17 protein-coding genes are annotated in these 20,103 nt (G+C 70.1%); 8 read left to right on the top strand and 9 right to left on the bottom strand.

Annotated elements, in window-relative coordinates:
- Window positions 1–18: 18 nt before the first annotated feature.
- Together C8E83_RS05710 and C8E83_RS05705 are read left to right on the top strand one after the other, a co-directional pair.
- Complete coding sequence (locus tag C8E83_RS05710; RefSeq protein WP_170159855.1) at window positions 19–765, top strand: dihydrofolate reductase family protein; 747 nt, start codon at window positions 19–21, stop codon at window positions 763–765.
- A gap of 31 nt (window positions 766–796) precedes the next feature.
- Window positions 797–1,507 carry a DUF4240 domain-containing protein gene (locus C8E83_RS05705; RefSeq protein WP_170159854.1) on the top strand — a complete coding sequence of 237 codons (711 nt, stop codon included), beginning with the start codon at window positions 797–799 and terminating at the stop codon, window positions 1,505–1,507.
- Between the two features lie 212 nt (window positions 1,508–1,719).
- Here C8E83_RS05705 and C8E83_RS05700 read toward each other — a convergent pair whose 3' ends face one another.
- Both C8E83_RS05700 and C8E83_RS05695 read right to left on the bottom strand, forming a co-directional pair.
- Window positions 1,720–2,712 carry a hypothetical protein gene (locus C8E83_RS05700; RefSeq protein WP_121368830.1) on the bottom strand — a complete coding sequence of 331 codons (993 nt, stop codon included), beginning with the start codon at window positions 2,710–2,712 and terminating at the stop codon, window positions 1,720–1,722.
- A 168-nt stretch (window positions 2,713–2,880) separates the two neighbouring features.
- Window positions 2,881–4,092, bottom strand: coding sequence for an alpha/beta hydrolase family protein (locus C8E83_RS05695; protein WP_121368829.1), 1,212 nt, complete (start codon window positions 4,090–4,092; stop codon window positions 2,881–2,883).
- 102 nt (window positions 4,093–4,194) lie between these two features.
- Here C8E83_RS05695 and C8E83_RS05690 point away from each other — a divergent pair, with 102 nt between their 5' ends.
- From C8E83_RS05690 to C8E83_RS05675, 4 genes are all read left to right on the top strand, one after another.
- On the top strand, window positions 4,195–4,818 hold the full coding sequence (locus tag C8E83_RS05690) for a DUF3000 domain-containing protein (RefSeq protein ID WP_121368828.1): 624 nt from the start codon (window positions 4,195–4,197) through the stop codon (window positions 4,816–4,818).
- A gap of 70 nt (window positions 4,819–4,888) precedes the next feature.
- On the top strand, window positions 4,889–6,115 hold the full coding sequence (locus tag C8E83_RS05685; RefSeq protein ID WP_211331758.1) for an HRDC domain-containing protein: 1,227 nt from the start codon (window positions 4,889–4,891) through the stop codon (window positions 6,113–6,115).
- 68 nt (window positions 6,116–6,183) lie between these two features.
- Window positions 6,184–7,386, top strand: a complete 1,203-nt coding sequence (locus C8E83_RS05680; protein WP_121368827.1) for a thiolase family protein — start codon at window positions 6,184–6,186, stop codon at window positions 7,384–7,386.
- Complete coding sequence (locus tag C8E83_RS05675; protein WP_121368826.1) at window positions 7,383–9,506, top strand: 3-hydroxyacyl-CoA dehydrogenase NAD-binding domain-containing protein; 2,124 nt, start codon at window positions 7,383–7,385, stop codon at window positions 9,504–9,506. The genes C8E83_RS05680 and C8E83_RS05675 overlap by 4 nt, the downstream gene beginning before the upstream one ends.
- Here C8E83_RS05675 and dxs read toward each other — a convergent pair.
- The 5 genes from dxs to dut form a co-directional block, all read right to left on the bottom strand.
- Window positions 9,503–11,434 carry a 1-deoxy-D-xylulose-5-phosphate synthase gene (gene dxs, locus C8E83_RS05670; RefSeq protein ID WP_121368825.1) on the bottom strand — a complete coding sequence of 644 codons (1,932 nt, stop codon included), beginning with the start codon at window positions 11,432–11,434 and terminating at the stop codon, window positions 9,503–9,505. The two genes, C8E83_RS05675 and dxs, sit on opposite strands and share 4 nt — an antisense overlap.
- 131 nt (window positions 11,435–11,565) lie before the next feature.
- The gene (locus C8E83_RS05665) at window positions 11,566–14,403 is read right to left on the bottom strand and encodes an aconitate hydratase (RefSeq protein WP_121368824.1); all 2,838 of its coding nucleotides are present in this window, start codon (window positions 14,401–14,403) and stop codon (window positions 11,566–11,568) included.
- 190 nt (window positions 14,404–14,593) lie between these two features.
- Entirely contained in the window at window positions 14,594–15,337 is a 744-nt protein-coding gene (locus C8E83_RS05660) for a DUF3159 domain-containing protein (RefSeq protein ID WP_121368823.1), read from the bottom strand.
- Window positions 15,338–15,355: 18 nt separating this feature from the next.
- Window positions 15,356–15,958, bottom strand: a complete 603-nt coding sequence (locus tag C8E83_RS05655) for a DUF3710 domain-containing protein (RefSeq protein WP_121371763.1) — start codon at window positions 15,956–15,958, stop codon at window positions 15,356–15,358.
- Window positions 15,959–16,095: 137 nt separating this feature from the next.
- The gene (gene dut / locus C8E83_RS05650; protein WP_121368822.1) at window positions 16,096–16,587 is read right to left on the bottom strand and encodes a dUTP diphosphatase; all 492 of its coding nucleotides are present in this window, start codon (window positions 16,585–16,587) and stop codon (window positions 16,096–16,098) included.
- A 39-nt stretch (window positions 16,588–16,626) separates the two neighbouring features.
- On the opposite strand from dut, the gene C8E83_RS05645 reads away from it, so the two are divergent.
- Complete coding sequence (locus C8E83_RS05645; RefSeq protein WP_121368821.1) at window positions 16,627–17,085, top strand: DUF3093 domain-containing protein; 459 nt, start codon at window positions 16,627–16,629, stop codon at window positions 17,083–17,085.
- On the opposite strand, the gene C8E83_RS05640 is transcribed toward C8E83_RS05645, so the two are convergent.
- Window positions 17,060–17,353 carry a DUF4193 domain-containing protein gene (locus C8E83_RS05640; protein ID WP_066283692.1) on the bottom strand — a complete coding sequence of 98 codons (294 nt, stop codon included), beginning with the start codon at window positions 17,351–17,353 and terminating at the stop codon, window positions 17,060–17,062. The two genes, C8E83_RS05645 and C8E83_RS05640, sit on opposite strands and share 26 nt — an antisense overlap.
- A gap of 255 nt (window positions 17,354–17,608) precedes the next feature.
- On the opposite strand from C8E83_RS05640, the gene sepH reads away from it, so the two are divergent.
- Window positions 17,609–18,844 (top strand): septation protein SepH, encoded by a 1,236-nt coding sequence (gene sepH, locus C8E83_RS05635; protein WP_121371762.1) that lies wholly within the window; start codon window positions 17,609–17,611, stop codon window positions 18,842–18,844.
- A 51-nt stretch (window positions 18,845–18,895) separates the two neighbouring features.
- On the opposite strand, the gene C8E83_RS05630 is transcribed toward sepH, so the two are convergent.
- A complete protein-coding gene (locus C8E83_RS05630; RefSeq protein ID WP_245981438.1) occupies window positions 18,896–20,041 on the bottom strand; it encodes an alkaline phosphatase family protein in 1,146 nt (381 codons plus the stop codon).
- Window positions 20,042–20,103 lie beyond the last annotated feature (62 nt).

The raw sequence follows: 20,103 nt of genomic DNA, 5'->3' as shown, positions 1-20,103 counted from the left end.
TCGCGCTACGGTCTTCTGGTGGAGATCCGCCTGCTGCACCGTTCCGCCGACGCCGGGCCCGACGTGTCGACCAGCCTCGACGTCGGCTCCGACGAGACCGCGGCGACGCTGCAGGACTGGTACCGCCCGCCGACCGACCCGTGGCTGCGCATCAATCTCATCGCCGCTGTCTCGGGCGATGCCGCCGGCAGCGACGGCACGAGTGACACGCTGTCGAACCCGGCGGATCGCACGATCCTGAAGGCCATTCGCGACGTCGCCGACGCGGTCGTCGTGGGCGCCCGGAGTGTCCGGGCGGAGGGCTATCGTGTGCCGTCGCGGGCTCGGCTGGCCGTCGTCACCTCCTCGGGCGATCTCTCCGGGCACAGGATCGCCGACAGTCTCGCCGAGCGAGTCATCGTGCTGTGCCCCGCGTCGGCCGTCGACACCGTGCACGAGTCGCTCGGCGGCACCGTCGCCGCCGACGCGACCGTGTTCGTGGTGCCCGACGTCGACGGGCGGCTGTCGCCGCGCGCGATCGTCGAGGCGCTGCATGCGCACGGGATGACCTCGCTCATCTGCGAGGGCGGCCCCTCGCTCGCCGGCCAGTTCGTCGAGGCGGGGCTCGTCGACGAGCTGTGCCTCACCACGTCGCCCGTCGTGATCGGTTCGGGGCTGCCGGCCTTCGGCTCCGAGCGGTTCCCCGCGTCGCGGCTGGCGCTCACGCAGCTGCTGATCGACGACCAGAGTGCCCTGTATGCCCGCTGGCGCGTTGAGCGCTCCTAGCTCGACTCCACCGTCGAGATATGCTCAGCCTGTGATTCGCCCCCGCCGTCTCGCCTTGCTTCTGGCCGTGCTCGGCTTGAGCGTGGGGCTGGTCGCCTGCACGTCGCAGCCGACGCCACACCTCCTCAATCGCCTGCCCGAGAAGACGCACCCGACGCAGTGCCGTTCGAACGTGCCTGGTCACGCCGGATACCCGACTTCCACGGCGGCGCCGTCGAAAGCGGACGCTCGGATCCTGGCCGAAGCCGCTGATGCCGAGAAAGCGGCCATGCCCTCGGCGGAGTTCTGGTCGTTGATCTCGACGATGCACGGCTCGGTCTCCGACGCCGCCATGAAGCGACTGAAGGCCGCTCTCGAGGCCGGACCGACCTCGGATCTGGCGCCGTTCGAGACGCGTCTCGACCTTTCGCTCTACGAGCTCGACGACGAGTGCCGCCTCGACTGGTACGACAAGAACGATCCGTCGGGCCTCGGGCACCTCGCCGACGATGACTTCCTCTACGTCCGCACCGACACGATCGCCGCGGGCGAGAAGACGTACGAGGCCGCGATCGCCCACGACACCCTGCCCTGGGGCACGGTCGATGCCGCCGACGACGACGGCGAAGACCTTCTCTACGTCAGCGAGGAGGCGGCGCATCACGCCGGCATCAAGGATCGTGCGTTCTACCACGAGGCGAAATTCGACGACCTCTACGAGACGGCGACGAACCCGATCGGCTGGCCCGACGCGGGATCCTGAGCAATGCTTGACTCCCTGGGTGCGCCAGAGGATGATGCCGTCATGGTCGACGATCGAGTTGCCGGGCTTCCCAAGCCGTCGCGCGACGAGTTCGTGTGCCCGGTCTGCGGTCGAACGAAGTCGACTCTCGCCGTGGAAGCCATCTGTCGCTGCGGAGCGAAGATGGACAGAGTCCGACTGTGAGCCGTCGCGCAGACCATTAGCGCCTCTCGCTAGTCCGTTCCCGCGTACCTGTCGATCTGGCGGAGCACCACGACGTAGCCCCGCGCGCTGCCGAGGGCGGCCAGATAGCTGGCTGCTGCCGTTACTGCGAGTATCGCCGAGACCACCACCCGCTGTGGCCAGGGCACGTTCCACAGGATCGGCCACGTGAACGCACCCAGAGCCAGAGACACGAAGACCATGGTGCAGTACATGTCGAGGCGAGTGCGGAATTCGTCGTGATTGACCAGGATGCGAGACGGAACTCGATCACGATTGCGCATGACGAAACCCTCGAGGTCGCCGCTGTTCGTCAGTGCGTCTTCGCCGGCACGGAGGACATTGCCGAGCCTCGTCGGCATGACGCGTGAGTCCTCCGGCAGCTCGCTTCTCGCCTGCCGGAGCCGCACGATGCGGGCGGAATGCCATGGCGCGCACAGCTCCTCCCATTCGAGCGAATCCGCTTCATCGTGCTCGTCCTCCGTCAGGCGGGAGGGGCGCGCCTTGCCCTGGAGGTCTCTCTCGACGGCATCCAGGATGTCCTCATGGATGCCCCGCTTTTCCAACGCCGGGCGAGCCGAACGGAAGGCTTCGACGAGTGCCGATTCGTACTCGTCGCTGCGGGCCGCCTTGCGTTTGAGAGCTCTCTTCTGTGCCGAGTGTCGAAAGCGATCAAGGGGCCAGACACTCGGCCAGTAACCCTCCAGGGCCCGTATGGCCTCGAACGCGAAGGCCTGCGTGACCAGCGTCGAGATGACGACGGCCGGCAGGGCGAAGATCAGAAAGGGAATCCAGTTGTGTTGAACGAACTGCCCGGCTCCGGCGAGGGTCACCGAGTGCACGCGCTGAAACCAGAGAAGCACGGCGATGCAGGCGACGAAGAACGCACCGGGTAACCACGCGCTGAGACTGAGCTGGCCCAGAATGCGAGCCGCGAGCGCCGACACGGTGGCCGGATCGCCGACCGCGGGGGCGTCTCCGGTCGTTCCGCCAGATGCCGACATGACCTCAGCTTCGTGGCCAGATCGCGACGGGTCGGTGCAACACGCCGTCGACTCCACGGGCCGAGCGGCGGCGTGTCCGAATGGAGGCGCGTTTCCCGCGTCGCGGCGCGACGCGTCACGCCGCGATGCGTGAAACGCGCCGCAACGCGCACCGCGAGGCAGACGCGGTCAGGGCAGGCGCGCGAGCCACTCCCGGATCGTCCGGTCGAACCGCTCGGGGTCGATGTTCCAGAGCTTCGTGTGCCGCGCGACCGAGAACACCTCGAACTCCACCAGGTCGGGCAGCGCCTGCGCGAGCGCGTGCGACGCCGTCGACGGCACGAACCCGTCGTCGTCGGAGTGCAGGATCAGGATCGGCACCGTGATCTGCGAGGCCCCGCTCACGAGGTCGAGCGCGTCGAAGTCGATCGGCTCCGCCTGCCCGGTGATCGACGACAGCCGCGTCGTTCCGAGGATCCGGAGGACGCTCCCCTGCATCGGCTCGGGCAGGTGCAGCACGTCGCCCTGGTAGCGGAGGGTCGTGCGCCAGTCGACGACGGGCGACTCGAGCACGAGTCCGCGGATGACGTCCTGGTGCTTCGATCTGATCAATGTCTGGAGGACGAGCGCGCCGCCCATCGACCAGCCCATGAGCACGACCTCGCGGGCTCCCCGAGCGACGGCGAAGTCGATCGCGGCCTCGACGTCTGCCCACTCGGTGAGCCCGAGGCCGTAGCGGTGGTCGGCCGAGGCCGGCGCTTCGCCGTCGTTCCGGTACGAGACGACGAGCGACGCGAATCCCGCCTCGCGGAACGAGGGCACCGCCCGCAGGGTCTCGCCCCGCACGACGCCGCGACCGTGCACGATGATCGCCCAGCGCCCGCCCAGCGTGTCGTCGCCGGGCACCGCGTCGACCGGTGGCACCAGCCACGCGGGCGCCGGACCGACCGGAGTCTCGACCGTGACCTCGGTGAACGGCAGCCCGGCGTCGGCCGGGCGCCGGTAGTACCACCCGAGCAGCCCGCCGCGCTTCGCCGAGGCGAGCACCCCCTCGTCGACGGCGTCGACGCGCCGCACCACGACCTGCCCGTTGTCGTGAAGCACCTCGCCCAGCCGGGCGTAGCCGCGCCCCTCGTCGAAGTGGAACCCGTACCGCCCCGGCAGACGGGTGTCGGGCGTCGACGTCATCGCGACGGTGCCGGCCGTCGTGTCGACGGAGATGATCCTGATGCGCTCGCGACGCGCCTTCGCCGGCGTCACGATGAACCGCGCGACGGCGTAGGTCAGCCCCGCGAAGCCGGCCGCTGCCGCGATCGCGACGCCGCCGACCGAGATCGCGCTGGCGACGACCGCAATGCGCCCGGCCGAGCGATGGGGCGCAGGAGCCGTGACTCGACTCATGAGATCGTCCTCCGCTCCGCTCGCGCACCGAGGCCTGCCGAGGGGCGACGGCGCCCGGCGTGCCTCTGGCCACGGGTTCGTCATCGAGCCTAGTCTTCTGACGTGACCGAAACTCCCTCAGGTCCCTCCGGGGACGCCGACGTGCCGGCCGCTCCCGTGCCGGCCGAGTTCGCGTCCGCGCTCGAGGCGGTCCGTGCGGTCGAGGCGCGCGACGACCTCCGCGTCACGGAGATCCCGGCCCCTCAGGGCCTCGCCCCGCACTCGTTCGCCCTGGCGGCCGACGTCGTGGGCGCTCGGGGTGTCGCCGATCCTGAGCTCGGAACCGGTCGCTTCATCGTGCTCTACGACTCCGAGGAGCCCGAGCAGTGGGGCGGCCCCTGGCGGGTCGTCAGCTTCGCGCAGGCTCCGCTCGAGGTCGAGATCGGGCTCGACCCGTTCGTCGCCGACGTCGCCTGGTCGTGGCTGATCGACTCGCTCGACGCCAATGGCGCCGAGTACACCGCGGCCTCGGGCACCGCGACGAAGATCCTGTCGTCGGGCTACGGCGAGCTGGCCGAGCAGGGCGACGGCGCCCAGATCGAGCTGCGGTCGTCGTGGTCGCCGAGCGACTCGCGGCTGGCTCCGCACGTCGAGGCGTGGTCGGAGCTCATCTGCACGCTCGCCGGCCTCCCGCCGACGTCCGAGGGCGTGACCCTGCTGGCCTCGCGAAGGGTCGGGCGTGAGTAGCGCCGCGCAGACCCCGACCCCGGAGAGCCCCGCCGACAGCCTCCTGCCCGAGTCGCAGCGGCCCGCGCGCGTGGCCACGGCCGACGACGACCACGGGCACGTCGACGTCATCGACACGCGCGAGGGCTACTTCGCCGCGATCGAGCAGATCAGGGCCGGCCACGGGCCGATCTCGATCGACGCAGAGCGCGCTTCGGGCTACCGCTACTCGCAGCGCGCGTACCTGATCCAGATCTTCCGCCGCGGTTCCGGCGTCTTCCTCTTCGACCCGCCGGCGATCGGCTCGTTCTCCGAGCTCAACGACGTGATCCGCGACGAGGAGTGGATCTTCCACGCGGCCAGCCAAGACCTGGCGTGCCTTCGCGAGGTCGACCTCGACCCGACCCGCATATTCGACACCGAGCTGGGCGCCAGGATCGCCGGAATGCCCCGCGTGGGCCTCGGCGCCGTCGTCGAGGAGCTCCTCGGCATCCACCTCGCCAAGGAGCACTCGGCGGCCGACTGGTCTACCCGGCCGCTCCCCCAGAGCTGGCTGGTCTACGCGGCGCTCGACGTCGAGCTCCTGGTCGATCTCCGCGACGCCATGTACGTCGTGCTGGCCGAGCAGGAGAAGATCGAGATCGCCGAGGAGGAGTTCGACGCGACGCTCCGCAAGGAGTCGAAGCCGCCGAGGCCCGAGCCGTGGCGCCGCACCTCCGGGCTGTCGACCCTGCGGGGGCAGCGTGCCCTCGGGCTGGTCCGCGAGCTGTGGGAGGCCCGCGACGCGTACGCGCGCGAGGTCGACACCGCACCCGGCAGGCTCCTGCCCGACGCCTCGATCATCGCCGCCGTGCGGGCCAACCCCACGACCAAGCGCGAGCTCGGCGGGCAGAAGGACTTCGTCGGTCGAGCCAGCCGCACCGAGCTCGCCCGCTGGTGGGCCGCCCTCGAGCGCGGTCGGGCGACCTCCGATCTGCCGTCGCTCCGCGGCCCGTCGACCGACCAGCTGCCGCCGCCCCGCTCGTGGATCGACCGCGCGCCCGAGGCCGACGCACGCTACAAGGCGGCGCGGCCGAAGCTGCAGAACATGGCAGAGGCCATGTCGATCCCGGTCGAGAACCTCCTCACGCCCGACCACCTCCGTCGGGTCGCCTGGGACGTCCCCGAGGTCGTCGACGCCGAGCACATCGGCGAAGCGCTGCGCCGTCAGGGAGCCCGTGAGTGGCAGATCCGCTTCACGGCACCGGTTATCGCGCAGGCGTTTGTCGAGGCTGGCCAATCGTCGCCCGAGACGCCCGGTTCGGATTCGTCGGTTTAGTCAAAGGAATCGTTCCCCACAGGTGTCGCTCCTAGGATTCGAGACGTATCTCGACATCAGGAGGCAGAGTGGCCACTCGATCGGAAGTCGTGTTCGTCGACGGGGTCCGGACCCCGTTCGGCCGAGCCGGCGACAAGGGCATGTACTGGCAGACGCGGGCGGACGACCTCGTCGTGAAGGCGATGAAGGGGCTGCTGGAACGCAACCCGTCGCTTGATCCTGCGGCCGTCGACGACGTCGCGATCGCCGCGACCACGCAGCAGGGCGACCAGGGGCTGACCCTCGGCCGCACCACCGCGCTGCTCGCCGGCCTGCCGCAGTCCGTGCCGGGCTATGCCATCGACCGCATGTGCGCCGGCGCCATGACCAGCGTCACCACCGTCGCCGGGGCCATCGCCTTCGGCGCGTACGACTTCGCTCTCGCGGGCGGCGTCGAGCACATGGGGCGGCACCCGATGGGCTTCGGCGCCGACCCGAACCCGAGGTTCCTCTCCGAGCGACTGGTCAGCGCCGAGGCCCTGAACATGGGCAACACGGCCGAGCGGATCCACGACCGGTTCCCGGCCCTCACCAAAGAGCGCTCCGACCGCTACGCGATGCGTTCGCAGCAGAAGGTCGCCGCAGCCTATGCCTCGGGCGACATCCAGCCCGACCTGGTCTCCGTCGCCGTCAAGAGCGACGCAGGATGGGGCCTCGCCGACCGTGACGAGGCACCCCGCCCCGACACGACCATGGAGGGCCTCGCGACGCTCCGCACGCCGTTCCGGCCGCACGGACGCGTCACCGCAGGCAACTCGTCCGGCCTCAACGACGGCGCCACGGTCAGCCTCATCGCCTCGGAGGAGGCGGCGAAGGCGGCCGGCATGACCCCGAAGATGCGCCTGGTGAGCTTCGCGTTCGCCGGCGTCGAGCCCGAGATCATGGGCATCGGCCCGGTCCCGTCGACCGAGAAGGCGCTCCGCAGGGCGGGGCTCACGATCGACGACATCGGCCTGTTCGAGCTCAACGAGGCGTTCGCCGTGCAGGTGCTGTCACTGCTCGACCACTTCGGCATCGACGACGACGACCCGCGCGTCAACCTCTGGGGCGGCGCCATCGCGCTCGGCCACCCGCTCGCCTCGTCGGGCGTGCGGCTGATGATCCAGCTCGCCCGCCAGTTCGAGCAGCACCCCGAGGTCCGCTACGGCCTGACGGCCATGTGCATCGGCCTCGGCCAGGGCGGCAGCGTCATCTGGGAGAACCCGCACTTCGACGGAAGGAAGACCAAGTGAGCCTCGACGTCGCAGAGCTCGTCGCCCAGTCGGCGGACGAGGTCGTCACCCACTCGTACGTCCGCGACGTGACCCTGCCCTCGGGCAGGACGCTCGCGCTCGTCACCCTCGACAACGACCGCGACCACCGTCGGCCGACGACCCTCGGCCCCGTGACCCTGGTCGAGTTCCGCGAGACGATGGACCGCCTCCGGGAACGGGCCGCCGCCGGCGAGATCCAGGCGATCGGCGTCACCGGCAAGCCGTACTTCCTGGCAGCAGGCGCCGACCTCTCGAAAGTGTCGACGATCTCGTCGAAGGCCGCCGCGAAGAAGATGGCGCAGCTCGGCCACGAGGCGCTCGGCAAGCTGCACGACGCCGGCGTGCCGACGTTCGTGTTCGTGAACGGGCTCGCCCTCGGCGGCGGCATGGAGATCGCGCTCAACGCCGACTACCGCACGGTCGACGCCTCGGCTCCTGCGCTCGGATTCCCCGAGGTGTTCCTCGGCATCATCCCCGGGTGGGGCGGCGCGTGGCTCCTGCCGAACCTCATCGGCATCGAGAACGCGCTCAAGGTGATCGTCGAGAACCCGCTGCGCAACAACCGCACGCTGAAGGCGAAGGAGGCCCTCGACCTCGGCATCGTCGACGCGATGTTCGGCTCGGCGATGTTCCTGGAGGACTCGCTGCGCTGGGCCGACGGCGTGCTCGGCGGCACCGTGAAGGTCGACCGGCCGAACGTGCCGGGCAAGGTCGAGCGGGCAGTCAAGTGGGACGCCGCGATCGCCATCGCGCGCAAGACCCTCGAGGCCAGGATCGGCACCGTCGCCAAGGCCCCGTACGCCGCCCTCGACCTGCTGGCGGGCGCGAAGAAGCGCACCCGCGAGGCCGGCTTCGAAGCGGAGGACGAAGCACTGGCCGAACTCGCAGCCGGCGACCAGGGCCGTGCCTCGTTCTACGCGTTCGACCTCGTGCAGAAGCGCGCGAAGCACCCTGCCGGGGCTCCCTCCCCCGACCTCGCCCGGAAGATCACGAAGGTCGGCATCGTCGGCGCGGGCCTCATGGCCTCGCAGTTCGCTCTGCTGTTCGTGAGGAAGCTCCGCGTGCCGGTGGTCATCACCGACATCGACCAGGAGCGCGTCGACAAGGGCGTCGCGGGCATCCGCGCCTCCATCGACGAGATGCAGGAGAAGGGGCGCATCTCGCGCGACGAGTCGAACCGCCTCAAGGCGCTCATCTCCGGCACGACCGACCTCGCCGACTTCGCCGACGCCGACTGGGTCATCGAGGCCGTGTTCGAAGAGCTCGGGGTGAAGCAGGAGGTGTTCCGCAACGTCGAACAGGTCGTCTCGGCCGAGTGCATCCTGGCCACCAACACGTCGTCGCTGTCCGTGACGGCGATCGGATCGGTGCTGGAGAACCCGCAGCGGCTGCTCGGCTTCCACTTCTTCAACCCTGTGGCCGTGATGCCGCTGGTCGAGGTCGTGAACACGGCGGCGACCGACGACGAGACGCTGTCGACGGCGATGGTGGTGGCCAAGACGCTCGGCAAGAACGCCGTGATCACGGCTGACGCGCCCGGCTTCGTGGTGAACCGCATCCTGGCCAAACTGCTCGGCGAGGCGATGCACGCGGTCGAGACCGGCACGCCATTCGAGGTCGTCGACCGGGCCACCGCACCGTTCGGCCTGCCGATGACGCCGTTCGAGCTGCTCGAGCTCGTCGGGCTCAAGGTCGGGGCCCACGTGCTCGACACGCACCACGCGGCCTTCCCCGAGCGCTTCTTCGAATCGGAGGGGCTGCACCGCCTCGCCGACTACGGGAAGATCTTCGACCGCGACGCCAAGGGCAAGCGGAAGGGCTTCGACAAGAAGGCCGTGTCGCTCGCCGCCGGCCCCGGCACTCCCCTGACCGAGGAGCAGCTTCAGACCAGGATCGAGGACGGCCTGGCCGACGAGATCGGCCGCATGCTCGACGACGGCGTCGTCGGCGCGCCGGAGGACATCGACCTCTGCCTGATCCTCGGGGCGGGCTGGCCGTTCCAGATGGGCGGCGTGACGCCGTACCTCGACCGCGTCGGCGCGTCCGAGCGCGTGCGCGGGCGGACCTTCCACGAGCCCGCGATCCGCGGCGTCGCCTAGCCGCGCAGGTGCTGGGCCGCTGCCTCCTGCTCGGGGCGGGCGACCGGGAGCTTCGAGCCCAGCACCATCGCGGTGACGTCGCGCGCGACGTCCTGCGCCGTGAGGCCGGCCGCCTCGAAGATCTGGCCGCGGCTGGCGTGCTCGATGAATTCGTCGGGCAGACCCAGCTCGGTGACGGCGGTGTCGACGTCGGCGGCCCGGAGGTCCTGCCGCACTCGGGTGCCGATGCCGCCCACCCGCACTCCGTCTTCGAGGGTGACCACGAGGCGGTGCCCGGCCGCGAGGTCGATGACGCTGCGCGGCACTGGCACCACCCAGCGCGGGTCGACGACGGTCGCGCCGATGCCCTGGTCGGCCAGGCGCGAGGCGACGTCGAGGCCGAGGCGTGCCATTGCTCCGACGGCCATGATGAGCACGTCGGGTCGCTCGGCGCGCACGAGCACGTCGACGCCGTCGGCCAGCCTCTCGATCGCGGGGATGTCGTCGCCCACGTCGCCCTTCGGGAACCGCACCACGGTCGGCCCGTCGTCGACGGCGACGGCCTCGCGGAGTTCCTCGCGCAGGCGGGTCGCGTCGCGTGGAGCAGCCAGGCGGATGCCGGGCACGACCTGCAGGATCGCGAGGTCCCAGATGCCGTGGTGACTCGGGCCGTCCGGCCCGGTCACGCCCGACCGATCGAGGACGAACGTGACGCCGGCCCTGTGCAGGGCGACGTCCATGAGCACCTGGTCGAAGGCCCGATTGATGAAGGTCGCGTAGAGCGCGACGACCGGGTGCAGGCCGCCGAACGCGAGGCCGGCGGCCGAGGCGACCGCGTGCTGCTCGGCGATGCCGACGTCGAGGACGCGGCGGGGGTACTTCTCGGCGAAGCGGTGAAGCCCGACCGGGCGCAGCATGGCGGCGGTGATGCCCACGATCCTGCGGTCCGTGTCGGCCAGGGCGACGATCTCGTCGGCGAAGACGCTGGTCCAGCCCGGGCCGGTCGCTGTCTCGAGGGCCTCGCCGGTCTCGGGGTCGATGTGGCCGACGGCGTGGAACTGGTCGGCCGCGTCCTGGCGGGCCGGCTCGTAGCCGCGACCCTTCTCGGTGATGGCGTGGACGATGGCAGGCGCGCCGTAGTTCTTGGCCTGGGTCAGCGCCTCCTCCATCGCGGCCTGGTCGTGACCGTCGATGGGGCCGATGTACTTGATGTCGAGGTTGGAGTAGAGGGCCTCGTTGTTGGTGAAGCGGCTGAGGAAGCCGTGGAGGCCGCCGCGGACGCCTCGGTAGAAGGCGCGGGCCGGCGCACCGAAGTGGTCGAAGGCCGCTGCGCTCGACAGGTGCATGTCGCGGTACTTCTGATTGGTGCGCACCGAGTTGAGGAACCGCGCCATGCCGCCGATGGTCGGAGCGTACGAGCGGCCGTTGTCGTTGACGACGATGATGAGACGGCGGTCGTTGTCGTCGGAGATGTTGTTGAGCGCCTCCCACGTCATGCCGCCGGTGAGCGCACCGTCGCCGACGACGGCGACGACGTGGCGGTCGCCGTGGCCGGTGAGCGTGAAGGCGCGCGAGATGCCGTCGGCCCAGGACAACGACGACGATGCGTGCGACGACTCGACGATGTCGTGCTCGGACTCGGAGCGCTGCGGGTAGCCGGCGAGGCCGCCGCGCGAACGGAGCTCGGAGAAGTCCTGGCGCCCCGTCAGGAGCTTGTGCACGTACGACTGGTGGCCCGTGTCGAAGACGATGGCGTCGCGAGGCGAGTCGAAGACGCGGTGGAGGGCCAGGGTCAGCTCGACGACGCCGAGGTTCGGGCCGAGGTGACCGCCGGTCTGCGACACCTTCTCGACCAGGAAGCGGCGGATTTCGGCCGCCAGCTCCACCATCTGCTCGTCGGTCAGACCGTCGAGGTCGCGAGGCCCGTGGATCGTCTCGAGGAGGCTCATGGTTCTCGCTTTCCGCGGCCTCGGGGTCGACCGCTCAGTCAGTTTATGCGTCGCGGGTCACGGACGGCCGAACGCCCTACCCCTCCGCGACGGAGGAGGTAGGGCGTTCGTTCTGCCGGATGACGTGGCTGCTACACGAGGCTCCGCAGGACGTACTGCAGGATCCCGCCATTGCGGTAGTAATCGGCCTCACCGGGTGTGTCGATGCGGACGACGGCGTCGAACTCGATCGTCTGCTTGCCCTCGGGGCTGTGCTCGGTCGGCTCGGCCGTGACGTGCACGGTCTTCGGCGTGGTGCCGTCGTTGAGCTCGGTGAGCCCGGCGATGCTGATCGACTCGGTGCCGTCGAGGCCCAGCGACTCCCACGTCTCGCCCTGCGGGAACTGCAGCGGCACGACGCCCATGCCGATGAGGTTCGAGCGGTGGATCCGCTCGAAGCTCTCGGTGATGACGGCCTTCACTCCGAGGAGCGAGGTGCCCTTGGCCGCCCAGTCGCGCGACGAGCCGGAGCCGTACTCCTTGCCCGCAAGGACCACGAGAGGTGTGCCCTGCTCCTGGTAGTGCTGGCTGGCGTCGTAGATGAACGACTGCGGGCCGTCGGGCTGCGTGAAGTCGCGCGTGTAGCCGCCCTCGACGTCGTCGAGCAGCTGGTTGCGCAGGCGGATGTTGGCGAACGTGCCGCGGATCATGACCTCGTGGTTGCCGCGGCGCGAGCCGTAGCTGTTGAAGTCCTTGCGCTCGACGCCGTGGTCGGCGAGGTAGCGGCCCGCGGGGCTGTCGACCTTGATCGTCGAGGCCGGGCTGATGTGGTCGGTCGTGACCGAGTCGCCCAGCTTCGCCAGCACCCGAGCGCCGGAGATGTCGGTCACCGGCGTGGTCTCGATGGTCATGCCGTCGAAGTACGGGGGCTTCCGCACGTAGGTCGACTCGTCGCTCCACTCGAAGGTGTTGCCCTCGGGGGTGGGCAGCGTGCGCCAGCGCTCGTCGCCGTCGAAGACGCCTGCGTACTCGTGCGTGAACATGCCGGTGTCGATCGACTCGTCGATCGTCTTCTGCACCTCGGAGGCGTCGGGCCAGATGTCTTTCAGGAAGACGTCCTGGCCGTCGGAGCCGGTGCCGAGCGCGTCGTTCTCGAAGTCGAAGTTCATCGAGCCGGCCAGCGCGTACGCGATGACGAGCGGCGGCGACGCCAGGTAGTTCATCTTGACGTCGGGGTTGATGCGACCCTCGAAGTTGCGGTTGCCCGACAGGACGGCCGTGACGGCGAGGTCGTTGTCCTGCACGGCGGTCGAGATCTCGTCGAGGAGCGGGCCCGAGTTGCCGATGCAGGTCGTGCAGCCGTAGCCGACCGTGTAGAAGCCGAGGTCTTCGAGGTAGCCTGTGAGGCCGGCCTTCTCGTAGTAGTCGGTGACGACCTTCGACCCGGGAGCCAGCGTGGTCTTGACCCAGGGCTTTGCCTTGAGTCCCTTCTTCGACGCGTTGCGGGCCAGGAGGCCGGCGGCGAGCATGACCGACGGGTTCGACGTGTTCGTGCACGACGTGATCGCCGCGATGGCGACCGCGCCGTGGTCGAGGGTGAAGGCCGAGCCGTCGTCGAGCGTGACACTCGTCGGCTTGGACGCGTGCGACGGCGCCTGCACCGCGGGGTGGCCGATGTGCGACGACGCTGCAGAGTGCGCGTGGGCCGAGTTCTCGTCCTGCGCCGTGAAGCCCACCGGGTCGGACGCGGGGAACGTCGCCTCGACGGCCTCGTCGACGCCGGAGTGGTCGGTGGCCTCGGCGTAGTTGCCGAGGTCGACCTCGAACTGGCTCTTCGCGGCCGACAGCTCGATGCGGTCTTGCGGGCGCTTCGGGCCGGCGATCGACGGCACGACCGTAGCGAGGTCGAGCTCGAGGTACTCGGAGTAGTTCGGCTCGGTGGCGGGGTCGTGCCAGAGCTTCTGCTCTTTCGAGTACGCCTCCACGAGCGCGACCTGCTCCTCGCTGCGGCCGGTGAGGCGCAGGTAGTCGAGCGTGACGTCGTCGATCGGGAAGATCGCGGCGGTCGAGCCGAACTCGGGGCTCATGTTGCCGATGGTGGCGCGGTTCGCCAGCGGCACCTCGGCGACGCCCTCGCCGTAGAACTCGACGAACTTGCCGACGACGCCGTGCTTGCGGAGCATCTGCGTGATGGTCAGCACGACGTCGGTCGCGGTCACGCCGGTCGGGATCGCGCCCGAGAGCTTGAAGCCGACGACTTTGGGGATCAGCATCGACACGGGCTGGCCGAGCATCGCGGCCTCGGCCTCGATGCCGCCGACGCCCCAGCCGAGCACGCCCAGGCCGTTGACCATCGTGGTGTGCGAGTCGGTGCCGACGAGCGTGTCGGGGTAGGCGCGCAGCTGGCCGTTGACGGTGCGCGTGTAGGTGACCTGCGCCAGGTACTCGATGTTGACCTGGTGCACGATGCCGGTGCCCGGGGGCACCACCTTGAAGTCCTCGAACGCGGTCTGGCCCCAGCGGAGGAACTGGTACCGCTCGCCGTTGCGCTCGTACTCGAGCTCGACGTTGCGCTCGAGGGCGTTCTCGGTGCCGAAGAGGTCGGCGATGACGGAGTGGTCGATGACCAGCTCGGCCGGCGACAGCGGGTTGATCTTCTTGGGGTCGCCGCCGAGGTCGGCCATCGCCTCGCGCATGGTGGCGAGGTCGACGATGCACGGGACGCCGGTGAAGTCCTGCATGACCACGCGGGCGGGCGTGAACTGGATCTCGGTGTCGGGCTCCGCCTGAGGCACCCACGACCCGAGGGCCTTGATCTGGGCCTCGGTGACGTTGGCGGCGTCTTCCGTGCGGAGGAGGTTCTCGAGGAGGACCTTGAGGCTGAATGGGAGCTTGTCGTGACCGGGCACCGCGTCGATGCGGTAGATCTCGTACGACTTCTCACCGACGGTGAGAGTGCTCTTCGAGCCGAAACTGTTTACGTCTGACACGTGCCGTCTCCCTTGCGCTGACTCGCCTCATGATGCCGACGAAGCGTTGCGCTCCACCAGCAAGGCCAGCCTAAGTCCGGCGCCGTCTCGGCGGCCGTCTCGGGCCATTTATCTTGATGTCGAGATAAATCTAGCACGCGCGGAGACGGGCGTCCCGCACGGCGCGTGACCGTGTCGTGAACAGGCGAGGTCAGGCCGCAGGAGCCGCGGGAGACTCGTCGTCGGCAGCCCGCGCCGCGTAGACGGTCCGCACCAGCAGCCACGTCACCCAGAGCATGGCGGCGTACAGCGGCACGCCGGTGATGAGCTTGATCCCTCCGAGGAGGGCCGCCTCGTCCGCCAGGTAGAGCGGGATCTCGATGACCAGCCTCACCGCGAACAGCAGCACCCAGAGCCACGTGGTGAGCGTGAGCACGCGACGCTTCGCGCGGTCGTCGCGCCACGCCGAGCCCTCGCCGGTGATGAGGCCGACGATGATGCCGATAAGCGGCCAGCGTGCCACGAGCGTGGCCAGCAGCACGACGATTGAGACGGCGTTGATGATGATGCCGGGGAGGAAGTTGTCGACGGCGCGGCCCGAGATGATGGCGAGCACGGCCGAGACCGCGATGCCCAGGAGCCCGGCGACCGCCTGCGGCACGGGGCCTCGCTGGGCCGCGCGCACCACCACGAAGATCACGCCGATCGCCACCGGGATCAGCACCGAGGGCAGCAGCGAGTGGCTGAGCGTGTAGATGATGAGGAAGGCGAAGCCCGGGAGGATCGACTCGACGAGCCCGCGGACTCCCCCGATCGCCGTCAGGAGGGCGTGACCCGAGGGTGCGTCGCCCGGTGCGACCCGACTGATGCCGGCGCGCAGGGCGGCCTGCCGCAGCTGATCGCCGATCGACGCGGTCGGGTGGTCGTGCTCGGGGGTGGTGTCGCCGTCGCTCATGCGGTGCCCGTCACAGCCTCAGACGGCGGTGGTGCCCGGGTCGCCCGGGTTCTGCTTCGGCATGTGGAGCGGGATCAGGTCGCGCGGAGGCATCGGGTCGTTGCCGCGCACGACGACGACGCTGCGGAAGAGCTCCTCGATCTTCTCGGCGGCCTCCGGGTCGACGGTGGCGTCGCCCGCGATGACGCCGCGGAGGAACCACCGCGGGCCGTCGACGCCGATGAATCGGGCGAGGCGGGTGGTCTGGCCGGCGACTGCTCCCTCTGCTCCTGCGGCGATGGGGATCTCGGCGGCGATCTCGGGGCCGAAGGGGCCGTCGACCTCGGTGGTCGTGCCCCCCTGCTTGCGGATCTGGTCGGCGATCTGCTCGCGGATCTCGTGCCAGAGCCCGGTCGAGCGAGGAGCAGCGAACGGCTGCACCTGCAGGGTCGACTTCGCGAAGTCGAGCCCGACCGCGACCACGCGCTTCGACCCCTCCTCGACCTCGAGGCGCAGGTGGAGGCCCTCGCGGGGAACGATCTTGACGCCGCCCAGGTCGACGTAGGGGCGCACGGGGTTCGCCTCGGTCTCGTCGAGCGGGCCGTCCTCGGCGCGGTTCTCGGGTGCGGACTTGTCGTCCATGATGAGCTCGACGGCGGCCTCCTCGGCCTCGACGATCTCGACCTCGGAGTCGTCGGCGGTGACCTCGTCGATCTCGGCCGACGTCGCGGCCTCCTGCTCGGCCAGCGCCTGCGCGGCCTCGCGCCTGGACTTCCTGCTCACTTCGTGCCTTCCGTTGCGCGTGCGTTGCCCGCACAATCCGAGTAGCCCGTCGAGCCGAATCCGCCCTCGCCGCGGACGCTCTCGGGCAGGGTGTCGACCTCGACGAAGTTCGCCCGGACGACGGGCATGACGATCAGCTGGGCGATGCGGTCGCCGGCCTCGATCGCGTAGTCGGCCTCGGGGTCGGTGTTGAGGAGCGTGACCTTGATCTCGCCGCGGTAGCCTGCGTCGACGGTGCCGGGGCTGTTGAGCACGGTGATGCCGTGCTTAGCGGCGAGGCCCGAGCGCGGCACCACGAAGGCCGCGTAGCCCTCGGGGAGCGCGATGGACACCCCGGTGGCGACGAGCGCGCGGGCTCCGGCGCCCAGGGTCAGCGACTCGGCCGATCGGAGGTCGGCACCGGCGTCGCCCGGATGCGCGTAGGACGGTGCGGAGAGGGTCTCGTGCCCCGGAACAGGGGCGAGGAGAACGTCGAGGCTCGAAGTCACGTGTCAGAGGGTAGTGCAGAAGTCTGGTCGAATAGTCGTATGAACACCTCGTACCGCGAACGCCTCGTGCCGCCCCCGCTCGTCTTCCTGGCCCTGCTGATGGTCGTGCCGGCGTGCGTGCTGGTGTTCCTGCCGATCAACGTCCCGGTGGGGTGGGCGATCGGGATCGTGCTGTTCCTCGCGTTCGCCGCGGCCCTGTGGTTCGGGTCGCCGGTGCTCCGCGTCGACGAGGAGGGCTTCCACGCCGGGCGCGCCGTGCTCTACCCCCAGGAGATGGGAACGGCCGCCGCTTTCCTCGCGGAGGAAGCGACGGCCGAACGGGGTCCGCGCCTGGACGCGCGTGCGTGGACTCTCTTTCGCGGGTGGGTGCACCCGGTGCTGAGGATCGAGCTGACCGATCTGAACGACCCGGCCCCCTACTGGCTGGTGTCCACCAGGACACCCCAGAAGCTGAGCCGGGCCATCGACGGGATCAGGCCGCGCACTCCAGGCAGATAGGGCCGAGCTTGGTCTCGTGGTCGAGCTGCGAGCGGTGCTTCACGAGGAAGCACTCGACGCAGGTGAACTCGTCGGCCTGCGGGGGCAGGACGACGACGTCGAGATCGAGGTCGGAGAGATCCTGACCCGCGAGTTCGAAGCTGCCGGGGTTGTCGGCGTCATCGACGTCGACCACACCGGACATCTTGTCGGGAACCCGCTCTTTCAGCGCCTCGATCGACTCGGAATCGTCGTCGTTCTTTCGAGGTGCGTCGTAGTCGGTGGCCATGCCCATCCAGTCTGTCGTCGGTGCTGTGTACCGAAGTCGCACACCTGTCGAGAAGTGCGCTTCGCAAAATCGCGGGCACAGTTTGCACCAAACACAGTTCAATAGCAAACCGGTCCGCGCGGCCCGTCGAGGCCTCTGTCGACGCCCCTCGAACCGCACGGTGTCAACTTGCGGCACGCCCGCGTTATTCCCCGGAATCGCGGGTGTTCCGTGGCATCCTGACTGGCGAATCACGACGGCGAAAGGCGTGACACCATGCAGGATCTGAAGGTCATCGGAGTCGAGAGCGGCGCGCTGCTCGTCGCCACCGACGCCGGCAGCGAATTCCGCCTGCCCGTGACGCTGTCGCTGCAGTCGCAGCTGCGACAGGCGAACCCCGAGCTGCGACCGGCTCAGGCCGCATCCGCCGCCCGTGTCACGCCTCGTGAGATCCAGGCGAGCATCCGCGCGGGCAAGACGGCCGAGGAGGTCGCTGCCGCGACTGGCGCCGAGATCGACTACGTGCGCCGGTTCGAGGGGCCCGTGCTCGACGAGCGAGGTTTCCTGCTCGAGAGCGCCCGGTCCGTGCAGGTCAGCGTCGTCGGCGCCGACGGCGCGACGGCCGAGACCAGCCGCTTCGGCGACGTCATCGACGCCCGGCTCGACCGGGCCGACGCCACGGACCGCGACTGGACCAGCTACAAGGACGAAGCCGGCTGGGTCGTGCACGTGACCTACACGGCCTCCGAGGTCGAGCGCGAGGCGTCGTGGCGGTTCGAGCCGAAGAAGCAGGCTCTGGCTCCGCTCGACGGCGATGCCCACACCCTCTCGCGCCAGGACGGCTCGAAGACCACTCTCGTCCCGCGTCTTCGGGCGGTCGGCTCGACCGGCCCGATCGACCTCACCGACGCGCCGCTCATCGGCTCCGCCCCGGCCCAGCCGGACGAGTCGGGTCGCTTCGACAGCGGCGCCTTCGAGCTCGCTCCCGAGGCACCCGAGACGGTGATCCCCGAGCCGCCGGTGCCGTTCGATCGCACCCGCGACGGCCGCTCGGCCGCATCGTTCGCCGCGATGAACAGGGCGCCGGAGGCCGCGACCGACCACAATCAGACCGCGGACCTGCTCGAGGCGCTGCGACGTCGCCGCGGTGAGCGCGAGGCGGCCCGCTTCGACCCCGAGGCCGACGACGCCTCCGGCCCGTCGGCGGCCGACTCGCGAGCGGCCCACCCGTCCACCGGGTCGCTCCGGGTGATCGAGGTGCCGCTGCCCGCCCTGGACGACCTGGGCGAGGACGACGGTGTGGTCGACGACACCCGCGACGGCGCCGAGCCGCCCCGGGCGACGAAGCCGATCGCCACGCATCCCACGGCCAATCGTGCGCGCCCGACGTCTCCGTCGGAGGGCGCACCCGAGCCCGCGCGCGCCAAGAGCCGCGCTCGCAAGGGCCGCGCGTCCATGCCGAGCTGGGACGAGATCGTGTTCGGCGCCCGATCGGACGACGACCCCGCCTGACTTCCAGTCGGCGTCGCCGCGAGGCGACGTCGTGGGTTGACGGAGTCGGGCCTAGGCGAACGCGCCGAAGCGGATCAGTGGCACCTGCGTCTCCTCCGACGACCACGAGCCGTGCTGCCCGATCATGCCCCGACCCCGGTCGTTCTCACCGCGGTAGTAGGCGATGCCCTTGCGTGCGGCGACGAGGACGTCGCCGATGCGCGGCAGAACGTCGGGCGCGACCTCGCCGAACCAGCCGGCTTCGACGGCCTCGTCCCGTGACACGACCCACGACCTCGAGTCCTCGGACTCCCGCCAGGCCGCCAGGAGGTCAGCACGCTGCTCCGCCGACGCGGTCGGGTCGACGTGGAGCTGGAGGCATCGCGGCTCACCCGCGACGTGTCGCACCCCGTTCATGAGGTCGGCCTCGTCGCCGTAGACGATGTGACGGTGGTTCGGGACGTCGAGGACACCGTGGTCGGCCGTGACGACGAGGGCCTGATCGGCCGCCAGATCCTGCTCCAGGCGCCTGATCTCGGCGTCGAGGCTCTCGAGGGCCGCTGACCAGCGGTCGGACTCCCACCCGTAGCGGTGGCCGGCCATGTCGAGCTCGGGCACGTAGAGGTAGGTCAGGCTGCGGCCGGGGGCGGCGAGCAGGCGCCGTGTCTCGTCGAACCTCGCCGAGACGCTGTCGGCCGACCGGTAGTCGGCGCCGCGGAGGATCGCCTTCGTCAGCCCGGACGCGGCGTACCGCGCCGGCCCGACCACCGACAGCGCGACGTCGGCGCCCGAGGCCCGCACCGACTCGAAGACGGTGGGTCGGCGCTGCCAGGTCGCAGGATCTACGGCACCGGTCCACTCCGACAGCTGCTTCACGACGCGGTCGCCCTCGGGGTCGAGCACCGAGTACCCGACGAGGCCGTGCTCCCCCGGCAGGGCGCCCGTGGTGACCGTGGCGAGGGCCGACGCGGTGGTCGTCGGGAAGCCCGAGAACAGCGACGTGCGCTTCGCCGCGAGAGTCCGGGCGTAGGCGGAGCGCGCCGAGAGTGCCGCCGAGCCGAGCCCGTCGACGAGCAGCAGGACGACCGACCGGGCGGCCCCCAGCCCCAGCGTGTCGTCGAAGCCGGCGCCCGGACCGAGGATCGCGGCCGCGCAACTCGGCAGGACGTCGGCCAGGCTCCCGGCGCCGGAGGGGCGCGTCGGTACCATGGTCGTCATCGGCTCCAGTCTGACACAGGGGCCCGGAACAGGCAGAAACACCGGCGAGCACGGCCATCGGG

Source organism: Frondihabitans australicus, assembly GCF_003634555.1.
Taxonomy (GTDB): domain Bacteria; phylum Actinomycetota; class Actinomycetes; order Actinomycetales; family Microbacteriaceae; genus Frondihabitans; species Frondihabitans australicus.
Note: the sequence above shows the minus strand (reverse complement) of the source record. Positions and strands in the feature narration are given on the sequence as shown.

Bases quoted from the DNA above. Each gene is read 5' to 3' on its own strand.
- C8E83_RS05700 (WP_121368830.1), bottom strand. From the start codon at position 2,712: ATGTCGGCATCTGGCGGAACGACCGGAGACGCCCCCGCGGTCGGCGAT.
- C8E83_RS05695 (WP_121368829.1), bottom strand. From the start codon at position 4,092: ATGAGTCGAGTCACGGCTCCTGCGCCCCATCGCTCGGCCGGGCGCATT.
- dxs (WP_121368825.1), bottom strand. From the start codon at position 11,434: ATGAGCCTCCTCGAGACGATCCACGGGCCTCGCGACCTCGACGGTCTG.
- C8E83_RS05660 (WP_121368823.1), bottom strand. From the start codon at position 15,337: ATGAGCGACGGCGACACCACCCCCGAGCACGACCACCCGACCGCGTCG.
- C8E83_RS05655 (WP_121371763.1), bottom strand. From the start codon at position 15,958: ATGGACGACAAGTCCGCACCCGAGAACCGCGCCGAGGACGGCCCGCTC.
- C8E83_RS05645 (WP_121368821.1), top strand. From the start codon at position 16,627: ATGAACACCTCGTACCGCGAACGCCTCGTGCCGCCCCCGCTCGTCTTC.
- C8E83_RS05640 (WP_066283692.1), bottom strand. From the start codon at position 17,353: ATGGCCACCGACTACGACGCACCTCGAAAGAACGACGACGATTCCGAG.
- sepH (WP_121371762.1), top strand. From the start codon at position 17,609: ATGCAGGATCTGAAGGTCATCGGAGTCGAGAGCGGCGCGCTGCTCGTC.
- C8E83_RS05630 (WP_245981438.1), bottom strand. From the start codon at position 20,041: ATGACGACCATGGTACCGACGCGCCCCTCCGGCGCCGGGAGCCTGGCC.